This window comes from Pseudoalteromonas sp. NEC-BIFX-2020_015 (assembly GCF_012952265.1).
Taxonomy (GTDB): Bacteria; Pseudomonadota; Gammaproteobacteria; order Enterobacterales; family Alteromonadaceae; genus Pseudoalteromonas; species Pseudoalteromonas neustonica.
Genome location: NZ_JABCJL010000012.1, coordinates 127,071 through 141,538, shown reverse-complemented (window position 1 = coordinate 141,538; position 14,468 = coordinate 127,071). Strand labels below are relative to the sequence as shown.

The 14,468-nt window shown below is 40.3% G+C and carries 15 protein-coding genes and 1 pseudogene; 4 read left to right on the top strand and 12 right to left on the bottom strand.

Annotated features, from left to right (window positions below; translation table 11 throughout):
• A partial coding sequence (locus tag HH219_RS11125) for a transposase (RefSeq protein ID WP_169327479.1) occupies positions 1-538 on the bottom strand: 538 nt, incomplete at its 3' end.
• Between the two features lie 232 nt (positions 539-770).
• Here HH219_RS11125 and HH219_RS11120 point away from each other — a divergent pair.
• A pseudogene (locus HH219_RS11120) lies at positions 771-1,082 on the top strand (transposase); the annotation flags it as partial.
• Positions 1,083-1,139: 57 nt separating this feature from the next.
• Here HH219_RS11120 and HH219_RS11115 read toward each other — a convergent pair.
• From HH219_RS11115 to HH219_RS11075, 9 genes are all read right to left on the bottom strand, one after another.
• Positions 1,140-1,502, bottom strand: a complete 363-nt coding sequence (locus HH219_RS11115) for a hypothetical protein (RefSeq protein ID WP_169327478.1) — start codon at positions 1,500-1,502, stop codon at positions 1,140-1,142.
• Positions 1,503-1,627: 125 nt separating this feature from the next.
• Positions 1,628-1,888 (bottom strand): hypothetical protein, encoded by a 261-nt coding sequence (locus tag HH219_RS11110; RefSeq protein WP_169327477.1) that lies wholly within the window; start codon positions 1,886-1,888, stop codon positions 1,628-1,630.
• Entirely contained in the window at positions 1,888-2,745 is an 858-nt protein-coding gene (locus HH219_RS11105) for a hypothetical protein (protein ID WP_169327476.1), read from the bottom strand. Before HH219_RS11105 ends, HH219_RS11110 begins: the two co-directional genes overlap by 1 nt.
• A 477-nt stretch (positions 2,746-3,222) precedes the next feature.
• Positions 3,223-3,474, bottom strand: coding sequence for a hypothetical protein (locus HH219_RS22015; RefSeq protein ID WP_054204983.1), 252 nt, complete (start codon positions 3,472-3,474; stop codon positions 3,223-3,225).
• A 43-nt stretch (positions 3,475-3,517) separates the two neighbouring features.
• A complete protein-coding gene (locus HH219_RS11095) occupies positions 3,518-3,922 on the bottom strand; it encodes a DUF1761 domain-containing protein (RefSeq protein WP_064435627.1) in 405 nt (134 codons plus the stop codon).
• Between the two features lie 129 nt (positions 3,923-4,051).
• The gene (locus HH219_RS11090; protein ID WP_054204985.1) at positions 4,052-4,585 is read right to left on the bottom strand and encodes a response regulator; all 534 of its coding nucleotides are present in this window, start codon (positions 4,583-4,585) and stop codon (positions 4,052-4,054) included.
• The gene (locus HH219_RS11085; protein ID WP_169327485.1) at positions 4,582-5,826 is read right to left on the bottom strand and encodes an ATP-binding protein; all 1,245 of its coding nucleotides are present in this window, start codon (positions 5,824-5,826) and stop codon (positions 4,582-4,584) included. The genes HH219_RS11090 and HH219_RS11085 overlap by 4 nt, the downstream gene beginning before the upstream one ends.
• Before the next feature lie 58 nt (positions 5,827-5,884).
• Positions 5,885-6,289 carry a DUF4440 domain-containing protein gene (locus HH219_RS11080; RefSeq protein WP_054204986.1) on the bottom strand — a complete coding sequence of 135 codons (405 nt, stop codon included), beginning with the start codon at positions 6,287-6,289 and terminating at the stop codon, positions 5,885-5,887.
• Between the two features lie 8 nt (positions 6,290-6,297).
• On the bottom strand, positions 6,298-7,611 hold the full coding sequence (locus HH219_RS11075; RefSeq protein WP_169327475.1) for an amidohydrolase family protein: 1,314 nt from the start codon (positions 7,609-7,611) through the stop codon (positions 6,298-6,300).
• Between the two features lie 153 nt (positions 7,612-7,764).
• Here HH219_RS11075 and HH219_RS11070 point away from each other — a divergent pair, with 153 nt between their 5' ends.
• Positions 7,765-8,844 (top strand): ketoacyl-ACP synthase III, encoded by a 1,080-nt coding sequence (locus HH219_RS11070; RefSeq protein WP_054204987.1) that lies wholly within the window; start codon positions 7,765-7,767, stop codon positions 8,842-8,844.
• A gap of 147 nt (positions 8,845-8,991) precedes the next feature.
• On the opposite strand, the gene HH219_RS11065 is transcribed toward HH219_RS11070, so the two are convergent.
• Positions 8,992-10,353 (bottom strand): leucyl aminopeptidase family protein, encoded by a 1,362-nt coding sequence (locus HH219_RS11065; protein WP_169327474.1) that lies wholly within the window; start codon positions 10,351-10,353, stop codon positions 8,992-8,994.
• A 94-nt stretch (positions 10,354-10,447) separates the two neighbouring features.
• Positions 10,448-10,873 carry a hypothetical protein gene (locus HH219_RS11060; protein WP_169327473.1) on the bottom strand — a complete coding sequence of 142 codons (426 nt, stop codon included), beginning with the start codon at positions 10,871-10,873 and terminating at the stop codon, positions 10,448-10,450.
• Positions 10,874-11,285: 412 nt separating this feature from the next.
• Here HH219_RS11060 and HH219_RS11055 point away from each other — a divergent pair, with 412 nt between their 5' ends.
• Both HH219_RS11055 and HH219_RS11050 read left to right on the top strand, forming a co-directional pair.
• Entirely contained in the window at positions 11,286-11,441 is a 156-nt protein-coding gene (locus HH219_RS11055; protein ID WP_169327472.1) for an oxidoreductase-like domain-containing protein, read from the top strand.
• A 323-nt stretch (positions 11,442-11,764) separates the two neighbouring features.
• A complete protein-coding gene (locus HH219_RS11050; protein ID WP_169327471.1) occupies positions 11,765-14,416 on the top strand; it encodes a TonB-dependent receptor in 2,652 nt (883 codons plus the stop codon).
• Positions 14,417-14,468 lie beyond the last annotated feature (52 nt).

Below are 14,468 nucleotides of genomic sequence, written 5' to 3'. Positions count from 1 at the left end.
TATCCTTTTCTTTAAACCATTCAAGTGCTTGCGGATAGTAATTCTTCAATGTAGCCGTTATCTTATTTGATAAGTTCACGCTGTCCTGCACCAAGTTTCGTCGATATTCAACTAACTGAGATAGTGAGCGCATAGCCGCTGACTCTGGCTCAATGACGTTGAGTTTCCCCATATGCAGGGTCAAAATTTCAACTTGTATCAGTGCATCAGATGGATCGTCCTTAGCACCACTTGGGGTAAAAGCTTTACGATATTTAGCCACAGTTGAAGGATTGATAGTGAATAAAACAAGATGGTTATATTTTGACAACGCATAAATGAGCGGTCCTTTTTTTAGCTCACAAACAACTGCGATCATTTGATTTGGATAACGCTGTTTAAGGCTCATTGCCCATTCGTGAAGTGACTCAGGTTTACTTTTTATAATGCTGTAGTGGTATTTTTCTGATGGGTTTGGGTGTTCACAGATATCATGCTTTTTATCTGCCCAATCGATACCGATTAAAGCAGCGAAATTATCAACGGTATAGGCTTTCATTTTGTAGCTCCTGCGCGTAAAGTTAACAGTGGAATGTGCTTAAATCTCGTTTCTCGCAGGTCTTATAGATAGTCGTGGTCGGCAATCCCTGAGTATGCGTTTTGAAATGAGTTGCTCTGTTGGCTCGAACGTCTTGTTAGAAACATTGGATGTTTGCCATTCAATATTCGTAACCAACAGGAGCATGTTCCACTTAATATAATCATAAGTTACTTTATGCAATTAAGTGGCTTGGTCGAACTATAAGCGCATTCATATCATTTTAGATGGTGCGGGGTATCATCGAGCAATTGACGTTAAAAAGAAGGCAAAAGAGCTCAATATTAAACTTCACTACCTCCCACCTTACAGCCCCAATTTGAACCCCATAGAGCGGCTATGGAAAGTAATGAATGAGCATGTCAGGAATAATAAATATTTTGCAACAGCAAAAGAATTTAGAGATAAAATTGATGAGTTTTTTAGTCAAACACTCCCTAATCTAGGTGATATTTTGGCGAGCCGAATTAACGACAATTTTCAGGTGTTAAATTCTGCATCTTGAAGTGTGATGGGTATATAAAGCTTTAATCGCAATAAAAGAAAAAGGAAATATCTGCCTCTATTTATTTATCTTTTGGTGAATCATCTCCTCGCTACATTGAATTATTTTACCTTTAAAAGAAAACATGTATATAACCACAGCGATTAACATTGGAATATGATACTCATAAAAAAAACTAAAAGAGTAAATTATTAATGATATAAGGTAATTCATTAATACAACTCCCTTCAACAACTTATTTTTTAAAACTAATAATCTTAAACTTTTCCAAAAAATTAACGCAATAACTCCAGCTAGTAAAAATAAATATGTTTCAACAGCAGCTTTTGTTGCTGCAACTAACGGCAAAAATAATATTAAAGCTATGGAAATGGCATAAATCATAACTTGCCCTTTAATTTCCGCTTTCTTTTTCGACATAGTTTGTCATCCCCTGTACGATCCCAGTGCCATGAACGCCGTTTAACAGACCAATATTATCAAGTGTCTGTCCCAATGGTTTGCTGACGAATCCCCCTCATCACCATAAAGGAAAAAAGAAAGAACTATTTTTTTTCATTACCTAAAGCCTTCACCCTTTTATCAAAAAAATAAGTAAGCAATACGTAAAGCAGAAAAATAAATATATCACCATTTAAAATCGAAGCACCAGCTAACCCCACACCTACAATAGCTCCAAAAATTAAAAAAGTATGATAATAATCAACCCATCTCTCCCTTATTATTCCAAATAAAAAATTCAACAAATCAACCAGAATACATAATAATAAATAAATATTAAGTACGATAAAAATATCACTACTCATTAGTTCCCACCGCCATTGGATTTAATACCATATATAATTTGGTAAAGATCATTCCCCCCCCAAACTTTTTCTGATGTACTCAAACTATTTGCTGGAGACAATATATTTCCGTATTTATATGAATTAAAGAGTCCTGCTGCCCCCATTCCTCCATCTATTATGACAAAAGCTTTCGCTCCAAGCCCTGGATAAGCTCCAAAACCAGAATATACGTGGGCCATTGGGTTGTTTCCTGGGCCTCGAAGAGCTTCATAAAGGTTTGATGCGCCATGCATAAATAACATCCCTCCTCCAGCCAAGCAACCTACTGAAGCTGTGCTAGCACAAACTCCTACTGCAGATGCAATCTCGGTGCTTCCAGCTAATCCCTGTGATAAACGAGTCCCAGATTGAATGCCTACGGCATCACCAACCAATGACTTAACCATATCATTTTCTTTGTCTACCTCCGTCCAATAGTCACTCAAAGTGCGCTTCATATCCTTCCAAATTTTTGAATAATCCACCTTCTGCTTTACTCTCCCACGCCCTTCCGCATTATACCACCATTGCATTGCTGAGGTGACGGCGCCATTGGCAAACTTTCCACCCGTAAGTTTAGACACGGTGCCGCCCACAACCCCTGCAATCGCGGTACGGCTATATGCATTACCAAATTCAGTGGTTTTCGGATTCATAAATCCTTTCATACTGGCGGTGACTAAGGAGCTGACAAAGCCATGACCAAACTTTCCTCCTTGAAGAACAGCAGAAACGCCTCCTACCATCGCATGTGATGCTACATTTTGAACGGCAGTCCAACCACCAACATCAAAGTCTAATTTAGCACCAATTTCCCCTGAAACAGCCGCAGTCATCGCCGTTAATATGCCTGCTTTTAAGCCTGCACTGCACCAACCCCCCCCGTGACAGCATACACTTTTAAACCTTGATAAAGAGCCGCGCACCAAACTTGGTATTCAGGTAAACTTGGGGAACTAAGGGAGGAACTAAGGTGACATCCATCCTAATTATTTATCGGCAGCAAAAAAACAAATGTATCACGCGGTATCAGCTGGGAATAAATATTTTTAGGGGGAGCACCATTGCGCTAACACTTGTGAGTGTGCTTCGTGATACGCAGCATCAACCCAAGTCACCGTGTTTATTTGCCCAAATTAATGTGTAATCACTTGTTTGGCTAAATGTGATTATTGCCGCTGAATATCTGTTGGAGTTAGGTGCTTATTAACGGCTATTGAATGCGGAAAGCTTAGTGAATAATGGCTAGAGTTCACTATGAAAATCAATTAGTACTCTCCCATTAACTGAAACAGACAAGCAAGTACTTACTGTTATTTAAATGTGACTTTGCCACCAATCATTTTATACGCGGGCGCGCCGCGGACCATGGTTTCTCTTGCGAAGGATTTGTCACACTGGGGGCACACACAGGGTTTGGTGGTGTGATCTTGGGTTATACGTTCAATAAAGCATTTAATTAATGCTCCCTTCCCTCCTTTGCGATATTTAAAGAGGGGAGTTTTGCAATTAGCACAATAAATATCGACCGTTTTTGTTGGGCCTTTTTTATTCGGTTTAGCCATTTAGGAATTACTTTACATAATATAGTGTGTGTACTTTAACAGTTTAAGGCCACATCCCCAACACTAAGCCCATTAAAGTAAATTGCAAAACATGATAGCCGCTGTTTACTAAAAATAACTTAAGTGGTCGCTGTTCGAAAATATAGCTCATCCCGAACGAACTACTCACCCAACAAATGCCTATTGCAAAACCAGCGCCAACGGCCACTCCAAGTGTGGGGTGCGGTCCAATAAATAACGATAAACTAAACGCCATAATTAAAGATAAAACAAAACTGCCGCCAAAAATCCATTTTGGATCAGAGTCTTTCAAATCTAACTCTGTTAACCCGCAACCTTCCATCCAAGTTCGTTGAAAGAGTAAAGGTGAATACCAAATGCCACCAAGCATAAAGGCTGATAATGCCGCTAGTAGGATTGCTAAAATATTTAATTGAGAAAAATCCATAAATACAACTCATGTTAACTGCACAAAAAGTGATTATTATTTCACTGTAGTTAATAATAGCCGAAGCAGCAACCAGTAGCGGCGCTTATAAAGAAGAAATATTCAGGGTTTTCTCATTTGACAGCACTTTTATTTTTGAACGGGCTTTTTTTGTAACTTACGTTGTAGTGTACGCCTATGCATATTAAGTTGGCGCGCAGTGGCTGATACATTCCCCTGATTACTGTGTAAAACTTGCTGAATATGCTCCCATTGTAAACGTTCTGTAGACATAACCGTCGTTGCAGGATCCACTGGTAGGTCAGAAATAGCCTCGCTTACACCTTTTAGCGCTTTAACTAAAGTCAGCATATCGACCGGCTTAGTTAGGTAGTCGTTAGCCCCTAAACGCATTGCTTCAACGGCGGTTGCTATACTTGCAAACCCTGTCAGTAACACCAAGTGAGAATTCGGTAATATATTACGCAACGGTGAAATCAACGTTAAACCATTGTCGTCTGCTAATTTCATATCTAATAATATATGAGTGGGTAAAAACGTTTTTGCAACGAGTAACGCATTGTGACTATCGTGCGCTTTTTCGCAATTAAACCCTTGTTTGGTGAGGCCGCGCGCGAGCGTATTTGCTAAATTAATATCATCTTCTATGATAAGTAACTTCATAAAACGGCCTCTTGTTTTGCCGTTATTGCTAATTGAACTTTCGCTACACCGCCGCCTTGAGGGTGGTTAAATAACGTTAATGATCCTTGCAGGCGTTCAAGCGTCACATTTGACAGTAGCACTGCCATTCCCATACCTGTTTCGCTGGGCATAAGTTGGCCTCCTAGCTCGCTTAATTGATCTGCTGTAAAGCCCTTACCAAAATCTCGAATTGATAAATTAATCGCAACAGGTTGTTTTTGCGGAAATAGCTGCCAACTTAATGTGATTGTTTGTTTTGCTGTTTGCTGATTTGCTGTTACCGCATTTTGAAGAAGATTTAAAATGGCAGGTAACAACATTGCATCGCTGATAACCGTGTATTGTGGTGTTTCATTTTCCCATATTAGTTGTTGGCTAGGGTATTGTAACAACATCGTATCTTGTATTTGCTCAGCTAAGCTAGGCAAGGGCATAGAAACTGTTTTGCCTTGAGATCTTAGCTGCTCTGATAGCCGTCTAAAATTGCTCAACTGATTAGTACATTGCTGTAAGGGTTGCTGCATATCGGCAACAATTGGGTTATCGGGTTGCTCATCAATTAATTCTTCAAACAGTAATTGTAAGTTTGTTATTGGGCTTGCTAATTGATGAGTTATTTGCGCAGCTGCGCCATCTAGAGTTACAAGCTGCTCTGCTCTTAATTGTTTTTCGCGGGTGCTGGCAATAATGCGTTCTCTTGAATGTAGTGCACGGTTCATTGCCCCGACTACCAGTGCTATAACACTGGCGCTTATGACAAAGTTAACCCACATCCCGATAAAGTGACTAGTCATATCCATATGATGCATAGTGTGTTGTGGCATTTTAAATAATAAAATACTGTATGCGGCAATTGCTAGCATGGCTATATATGCAAGTCCTTTAGCGCTTACGCTCACTGCTGCAATCATAATAGGTAATAATAATAACGACACAAACGCATTTGTTGCCCCGCCACTAAAGGAGAGTAATACGGCTAAAAAAAGTACATCAGCCGTAAGCTGCATCAACATCCCAAGCTCTTTCGCTTTACCAACATTACGATAAGCAATAACACTTAAAATTTGAAATACGGCTTCTAGCGAAATAACCACCAGCAAGGGCAGTAATGCTATTTGATGACCTAATAAAAAGTATACGGCAATAACCGCGATAAGCTGAATTACAATTGCGCCACTGCGTAACATCAGCAAACGACTAATAGCAGGATCTGTGCGCATTAAAAATGCCATATTTTTTGCCTAAGGAGTTTTTGAGCAAATAAAAGAGTAGTGGTGTTTAATCGTCATCCATCGAAATACTAAAAACAGCACAGGGAGTACCTTGATGAAAAACCATTTTCCAATGTCCATCGGTTAAGCGCCACAACGACATACGTAATGAGTAATTAAATTCAGCACGCGCTGAGCGCCGATAAGCAGCTTGATAGCTTAGCTGTACGATTTCATCACTTAGCATACGCCCTTTAAAGTGTTGGTTATAAAATTGCGGAACAACCTCTGTCGGCAATCGTGTTAACACTTGGTACTTATTAAAAACAGTCCCATTGGCAGCAATTTCGATAAAATCATCGTCTAATAACGCGTCCAAAGCTTGCTCTGATTGGCGGACTTCTGGATCAAGTAATTGTCGTTCTGCATCAATTAAATGATTAAACAATGATGCCTTTATTTTGCTGCCCATGATGTACCTTACAATTGGTTTTTATATACGTTGCCTGCTTTCATCACAAACTGCACATTTTTTAATGTCGTTATGTCATCAAGAGGTGAGCTATTTACGCTGATGATATCTGCTTGTTTACCAACACTCAACTGCCCTAGCATGTCTTGTTGGCCAAGTAACTTTGCTGCATCAACCGTTGCTGACATAATAGCCTGTTTTTCACTCATTCCATATTTAACTAACAGCACAAACTCATCCGCATTAAGCCCATGACGAGAAACGCCTGAATCAGTTCCAAATGCAATGTTAACCTTGTTTTTAAGTGCCAGCTTAAATGAGGCTTCCATTTTAGGGGCGACCTCGCGTACTTTGTCAGCAATGGCTGTTGGCATGTTTGGATTACTAAGCACCTCTTTACTCACCGTTGCACCAGCTAATAATGTTGGCACTAAATACGCGTTGGTTTTATTAAATAGTTCCATGCTCTCTTTTGTTAAATAAGAGCCATGCTCAATTGAATCAACACCTGCTTTTAGCGCCGCATTAATACCTTGCGTTCCATGGGCATGAGCAGTGACCTTACGCCCTAAATGGTGTGCAGTATCGACTATTGCAGCCAGTTCATCATCACTTAATTGTTGATTAACACCCGCGGCAGTATTACTCAACACACCACCTGTTGCTGTGATTTTGATCACGTCAGCGCCATTTTTTATGACATTTCGTACAGCTCGGCGGCAATCATCGGCACCATTGCACACGCCTAAACTGCTCGTCATTACATCACTTACTTCTTTACGGTAACCATGTAAGTCGCCATGTCCGCCGGTTGCTGTTATTGCATTTCCCGCAGCAAAAATTCGTGGCCCTGTAATATCACCTCGTTCAACTGCGCGCTTAAGCGGAAAAATAACTTTATAATTCCCCCCTAAATCACGTACCGATGTAAACCCAGCATCTAAACTGCGTTTTAAATATTTTATCGAACGCAGCGCGTTATCAGCTTCATATTCAGTTAGCCATTGATGCGGGTTAACTGTCGCATCACGCTCAAAAGTTACATGAACATGCATATCAATCAGCCCTGGCAGCACAAACTGATTTTTTAAATCAAAAACATGCGCATCAGGTAATTTAAGTTCGACAACACTTGGAAAGCCTTTAACAATGTCTGTGATAATGTTGTCTTTAATTATTATGGTGCGCTGTTTTTCAAGTGTTTGCTTCGCTCCTAATAAGACGGAACCCGCATATATAACGGTGGTATCTGTTGCAATACTTTGCGGTGAAAGTAGCGTTAAGCTCAAAGTTGCGAGTGTAGTTAATAGTTTTTGTTTCATGTTTGCCTCTTTTTTCAACTACCATTACCGTAATTAACGTGTAATTACCATTATTTACGATGTAACAGACCTATGACCTAGTCTTGTAGCTGGGTTTTTGGTATAAAACACACCATAGATGAAAGATTTCTGACCATTTAAAGAGAACACATAATGACTTACGCACATATAACTGGTTGGGGTAAATGCATTCCACCGGCTCGTATCACTAATGATGATATTAGCCAAATTGTTGATACTAATGATGAATGGATCACCTCGCGCACTGGGATAAAAGCCCGCAGAGTAAGCCATGTTACTACTGCTGAACTGGCAACAGTTGCAGCTAAACATGCGCTTGCCTGTGCTGGCGTTGATGCTAAAGATATTGACCTAGTCATACTCGCAACCTGCACCCCCTCTACAATGGTGGCTAATACGGCATCGCTTGTGCAAAAAAATATTGGTGCCGTAGGTGCAGCAGCTATGGATACAAATGCTGCATGCTCAGGTTTTTTATATGCACTACAAGCAGCAACAGCACAAATACAAGCAGGCATGATTAAAAAAGCAGTGGTTATTGCCGCTGAGCGGATGACTTGGTATATAAACTGGGAACGTCGTGACAGTGCAGTATTATTTGGTGACGGCGCAGGAGCAGTTGTTCTTGAGGCTGCAGAGTCACCCGCTGGACTACTTGCTACTAAAGCGGGTTGTGATAGTGAAGATCGTGATATTTTACACATTAGAAACTGTGGCAGCGACTTAAATAAATACCAGCCTATTGGCCCGTCAGACTTACTCTTTGAAGGCCGTGAGATTTTCAAACGTGCAGTTAAAGGGATGAGCGAAGCGTGCGATGATGTGTTAACACAAGCAGATTTAAGCCTTGATGAAATTGATGTACTTGTTCCGCATCAGGCTAATTTACGTATTATTCAGGCTATTCAACAGCGCTTAAAAGTTGCTGACGAAAAAGTAATGGTAAATATTGGTGAATACGGTAATACATCAGCGGCAACCATTGCAATCGCATTATGTGAAGCTGTAGAGCAAGGTTTAATAAAACCACATGCCAATATAATGTCTGCTGCATTTGGAGCAGGTTTAACGTGGGCTGCAAGTTATATTAAATGGGGTAAGCGTGTAGAACCGATTGCCATCAGTGATGCCGTATTACCGCCATGTGATAAAACAGGGTTAGAGCTAATTGCACCCGCTGTAGCAGCATGCGAAGGTACCGATCGTAAATAACCACGCTGTCGGTAACTATATCAATAAAAAGTAGCGATAAAAAGTATCGCTAAATAGTTACCTAAACAGCATTAATGAGCTTTACGATAAATACCTAAGCAGCATCGTAAAGCTCATTAATTACTTTAATTACTTTAATTACTTTAATTACTTAAAACGGTTTTGTAAGTAGTTAAATACCGCACGAATACCTAAAGCTTCACCGCCAACTGGGCGCCCCGGTAATGAGCGAATATTCCACGCCATAACATCAAAATGTACCCATGGCGTTTTCGGCTCTACAAATTCTTTTAAATAAAGAGCTGCGGTTATTGCACCACCAAATGGAACACTGGCACAGTTAGCCATATCAGCCACGTCACTTTTTAACAAACTTTTATACTGCTCAAATAAGGGTAATTGCCATACAGGATCACTCACATGCATACCTGCATCAATTATATCGTTAGCAACATCACGCTCAGTTGAGAAAAAACCCGGTAACTCGGTCCCTAAAGCAACACGGCAAGCACCCGTTAGCGTAGCAAAATCAACAATCAACTCTGGATCATCATTTTGGGCTTCAGTAAGTGCATCACATAATACTAAGCGCCCTTCGGCATCTGTATTATCAATTTCGACCATTATCCCTTTACGCGTTTTAATCACATCTCCTGGGCGAAATGCATTGCGTGACACTGCGTTTTCAACAGCGGGCACTAACACACGTAATCGCACCGGTAAATTGGCAGCCATAATAAGCTGAGCTAATCCTATAACATGCGCTGCGCCGCCCATGTCTTTTTTCATGTTGCGCATACCTGAGCTTGGTTTTAAATCAAGCCCACCCGAGTCAAAACATACACCTTTACCTACTAACGTGATCAAAGGAGCATCTTTTTTACCCCAGTGTAGGTCAAGTAATCGTGGCTTATTCTCGCTTGCACGTCCAACCATATGAATTGTTGGGTAGTTTTGCTCTAGTAACTCATCGCCAACCCACTCGCTAAACTCACCTTCGTAGGTTTGTGCCAAATCCGCCATTACTTGCGATAAATGCTGCGGCATCATGTCTGCGGCGGGTGTATTCACTAAATCACGAACCAAATAAATAGCATTAGCTTGTTGCTTTAAGCGTTCAAATAGCACTTCATCTGCAATTGCTAATTGTGCTTTTACTGCGCTTTTTTCTTTATATTCGCTAAACTCATAGCCGCCTAACATAAAACCAAGTGCAATCTGTTCTAGTTGTTGCTCACATTCTTGTATTTGGTAAGAGCCAGCAGGTAGCTTATTTGCAAGATCTCCAGCTAACCAGAAATCATCAATACTATGTACTAAACAATAAACATGGCTTAATGCGCCACTTTGTGGATTAACAACTAAAGCGAGGCCTTGTTTCTCAAAATCACAACTGTTTAACCAATTTTGTAAAAAAATCGGCTGTTGTTCTTGCCATTCAGCTAAGCCATTTTTAACAATGAAAGATAAGGGTATACCAGAGGAACTATGACGAATTAATGCGCTCATTAAATGACTCATTTAAAATAATATAATGAACAAGCATACCAATATCTAATCCTAAAAGGTATAGCTTGATAACTATCCATTTAACTCGCTGGCATTATTTTTTTACATTTGTCTCATGCTTTTTAGCCTCAGCATCTTCTAAGGCAATCTGTTTATCTATCTCTTTAATCGGTTTATTAACATTAAAAGAACTCGGTAAAACATCAACACCCACCCATTGTCCTAATTTAACAACCAAAGGAATAGTAATAGGCGCAAAGGGTAAAACAGCAAACACACCAAGCCCTAACCCTTTAAGAATATCAACAAATTGTGCATTTGCTTTTTGTAAATCCTCTTTACTTACATCTCCTTGGGTGTAACGCCGGTAAATTGTAAGCATCTCTTTCGTTTCTTGCTTCTCTTGTGCCAAAGCAAGTTTTAAAGCCACCATAGCGCGCCTAAAACGCAACTGTTGGCGCTTTTTACTAATTTTTGCCACCCGCACAGGAGCTCGGTGAATAACTTTATATATTCGCATAAACTCTATTCTCACATAGCCTAAGCACTTAACAAAGCACAATTTAATGAATGGGTTATACCCAAGCCACCTCAAGATACAGAATTCAGCGTTCCACAGGGGCTTAATATCAAGGCGTTACTTTGCAATAATGGTCGTCCCTTTTAAGAAGTAACAACGTAGGGAGTAAGCGCCTGTGAAACGCCCAACGGGTTGGTTTAAAAGCGATTTATACTGCGTTATTGATTTTAACAATAGAACCACCATTACTTGCAATCAATGCCTTGCCTAAATCGCTTTTAATTCCAACGACGCTCGCATCTTGAGGTGGCTTGGGTATATATATTTGAAAAAAGAAGTGTTTGCTATTAAAAATGGGCTCATACGCTATAATAGTTTCTTTTTAAATCTCCAATATCAACTAGTGAATATAATGCAACAAACTAAAGCAGCGCCCAAGCCACAAAATGAACAACCAAAGCCACAAAAGCCAGCACCTGATGAATGTTGTGGTGGGGGGAGTTGCTGTCCATGTGTATGGGATGAATACAGGGATAAATTAAAACAGTGGCAACAGAATTTTAGCTAGCCAGACTAAAATCTCCTACTAAATCAATTCAATATGATGTCATAAAAACAACATATACAATTTATTTTTTAACATTTGACCTCATAAACAGCTTGATTTTCAACCACTTCATCTTTCCTTTTCAAAAAAAAGCATTTATTTTCAGTTAGGTAAGTTTACTTTCAATTTTCCTCTATACGAAACCAAAAAAAATTACATTATATTAACGATTTGCAAAAATCATTAACCGTATGTATAACTTATTAGCGTCGAAATTTCATCATTATGGATTTTTGCGAAATAAATATAACTAAACAATCTAATTCTAACCGGGGAAAGTCAGAATGAAATTTAAAAGTAATGCGCTGCAGCACGCAGTAAAGTTCGCACTAGCGACAACAACAGCAGGCTTATTTATGTCTGGTTCTGTGATGGCTGCCGAAGCTGATCAGAGTGAGAAAACCAAAGTTAACAAAAATGTAGAAAAAATCGCCGTGGTAGGAACTCGTTCTGCACCGCGCTCAATTGGTGATTCACCAGTACCTATCGATATTATCGGTGGCGAAGAACTTGGCAAATCAGGTAATACCGATATGCTCGAGCTGCTAAAAGGTGCCATCCCTTCTTTAAACGTTCATTCAATGCCTATCAGTGATGCTGCATCACTTGTTCGTCCTGCTAATTTACGTGGCCTGCCTTCTGATAGCACATTAATTTTACTTAACGGCAAACGTCGCCACCGTGCATCGGTTATTGCTTTTTTAGGCGGCGGTATTAATGATGGCGCACAAGGTGCTGATATTTCAGTTATCCCTAGCATTGCACTAAAACAAGTTGAAGTACTGCGTGACGGTGCTGCGGCTCAATATGGTTCTGACGCGATTGCAGGTGTAATGAACTTTGTACTCAAAGACGCCTCTGAAGGTGGTAGCCTAGAAGTTCGCAAAGGCCAGTATTACGAAGGTGACGGCGATACAACACAAGTCTCTGGTAACATTGGCTTACCATTTACTGATAACGGTTTTGCAAACTTAAGCTTTCAATATAAAACATCGGATGCGACTAGCCGCTCAGTGCAGCGTCCAGACGCTGCAGCACTTGCGGCCGCTGGGGTTCAAGGTATTGCGCCTTTAACTCAAGTTTGGGGAGCTCCTGAAGTTAACGATGATATTTCAATATTTGGTAATGTAGGCTTAGAGCTTACAAATGACTCTGAATTCTATATGTTTGGTAACTACTCAGAACGTGATGTTCGAGGTGGCTTTTATTATCGTAACCCTACTACCCGACCTGGCGTTTATGGCGGTACTATTCGCGATGTCAATGGTACTAATATGCGCCGCCCTGGCGATGATAATCCTGAAGGCCAAAAAGCGTGGGATGCTGCAACGCCAACGGTTTTAGTTGGCTCACTTGATGGTTATGATCAACAGTTAGCCTGTCCACTTGTTGAACTTCAAGCAAATGGTGCACCCGATCAAGCAGCAATCGACTCTCTTACTGCAGCAAACTGTTTTGCATTTAATGAAACTATTCCTGGTGGGTTTACGCCTAACTTTGGCGGTAACATTACTGATACATCGTTAACTATCGGTACTAAAGGCGAATTTACCGGTGGTTATCTTGAAGGTGCATTTTATGACTTAAGTGGTACCGTTGGCTTTAATGAGTCTCGCTACTTCATTTACGATACATTAAACGCATCCTTAGGCTTAGATAGCCCAAGAGATTTTAGCCCGGGTAAATACACGCAACTTGAGAAAAACTTTAACTTTGACCTTTCTAAAGGTTTTGATTTTGGTTTAGCGTATGACCTGAATGTAGCTGGCGGTTTAGAGTGGCATGAAGAAACCTTTACTGTTACCTCTGGCGATGTAGCATCATTTACAGCAGGCCCTTATACTGATCAAGGCTTTGGTATTGGCTCAAACGGCTTTCCGGGCTTTAAACCTTCGGATGCTGGCGAATACACTCGTCGTAACTACGCCGCTTATGTTGACGTAGAAGCCCCCTTTACTGAAGATTTTTTAATGGGCTTAGCACTTCGTTATGAAGATTATGACTCTTTTGGCTCAACAACTAACTATAAGCTAACTGCTCAATACCACGTAACTGAAGACCTTAATATACGAGGGTCAATTAGCTCAGGTTTTCGCGCTCCGACTGTTGGCCAAGCAAATGTCAGTAATGTACAAACAAATTTAAGCAGCGGCGTATTGGTTGATTCAGCTTTATTACCACCAACAAACCCTATTGCAATACTTAAAGGCGGAACCGAGTTACAACCAGAAGAGTCAAATAGTTATACATTTGGTGCTGTTTACACTATGGGTGATTTGTTCTTTACAGTAGATTATTACAACATCAAAGTGGATGATCGTATTAGCCAGTCTGAAAAAATAGAACTTAGTCAAGCAGATAAAGATGTATTAGATGCAGCAGGTGTTCCTAATGTACAAAGCCTTGCCCAAGTAAGCTTCTTCACTAATGACTTTGACACTACAACACAAGGTATTGATTTAGTAGCAAACTACTCTGCAGATTTACTTAATGGTAGTTCAACCTTTAGCTTAGCCTACAACTGGAATGAGACGGAAGTAACACGCTCTAGTGATATTACAGGCGCATTTAAAGTAAGCCGACTAGAAAACGACTTGCCAAATCATCGTGCAACGCTAAGCTGGGCACAACAGTGGGAAAGTTTCTCAGCGTTTACCCGCCTAAATTACTTTGGTGAATACCAAGGTGTTCATGTTGATTACGATGCAACGGCAAAAACAGCGGATGCTGCTGTAACACTTGACGCCGAAGTAACCTACTTTGTAAATGATTCAATTAGTTTGTCAGTCGGTGCACAAAACTTATTAGATCAAGATGCTGAAGAGCTGGATTTTACTGCCGCTCCTAACAATAACTGGGGTGGTAAGTACTACGAAACATCGCCATTTGGTATTAATGGTGGTTTTTACTACGTTAAAGCAACTTATACTTTTTAAACAAAGTTAAAAGACGCAGGCGAAATGCTCAAGACATTTCGCCTTTTTCGTT

Coding starts and splice junctions, on each gene's coding strand:
- HH219_RS11115 (WP_169327478.1), bottom strand. CDS start 1,502: ATGTCGAAAAAGAAAGCGGAAATTAAAGGGCAAGTTATGATTTATGCC.
- HH219_RS11110 (WP_169327477.1), bottom strand. CDS start 1,888: ATGAGTAGTGATATTTTTATCGTACTTAATATTTATTTATTATTATGT.
- HH219_RS11105 (WP_169327476.1), bottom strand. CDS start 2,745: ATGACTGCGGCTGTTTCAGGGGAAATTGGTGCTAAATTAGACTTTGAT.
- HH219_RS22015 (WP_054204983.1), bottom strand. CDS start 3,474: ATGGCTAAACCGAATAAAAAAGGCCCAACAAAAACGGTCGATATTTAT.
- HH219_RS11095 (WP_064435627.1), bottom strand. CDS start 3,922: ATGGATTTTTCTCAATTAAATATTTTAGCAATCCTACTAGCGGCATTA.
- HH219_RS11090 (WP_054204985.1), bottom strand. CDS start 4,585: ATGAAGTTACTTATCATAGAAGATGATATTAATTTAGCAAATACGCTC.
- HH219_RS11085 (WP_169327485.1), bottom strand. CDS start 5,826: ATGCGCACAGATCCTGCTATTAGTCGTTTGCTGATGTTACGCAGTGGC.
- HH219_RS11080 (WP_054204986.1), bottom strand. CDS start 6,289: ATGGGCAGCAAAATAAAGGCATCATTGTTTAATCATTTAATTGATGCA.
- HH219_RS11075 (WP_169327475.1), bottom strand. CDS start 7,611: ATGAAACAAAAACTATTAACTACACTCGCAACTTTGAGCTTAACGCTA.
- HH219_RS11070 (WP_054204987.1), top strand. CDS start 7,765: ATGACTTACGCACATATAACTGGTTGGGGTAAATGCATTCCACCGGCT.
- HH219_RS11065 (WP_169327474.1), bottom strand. CDS start 10,353: ATGAGCGCATTAATTCGTCATAGTTCCTCTGGTATACCCTTATCTTTC.
- HH219_RS11060 (WP_169327473.1), bottom strand. CDS start 10,873: ATGCGAATATATAAAGTTATTCACCGAGCTCCTGTGCGGGTGGCAAAA.
- HH219_RS11055 (WP_169327472.1), top strand. CDS start 11,286: ATGCAACAAACTAAAGCAGCGCCCAAGCCACAAAATGAACAACCAAAG.
- HH219_RS11050 (WP_169327471.1), top strand. CDS start 11,765: ATGAAATTTAAAAGTAATGCGCTGCAGCACGCAGTAAAGTTCGCACTA.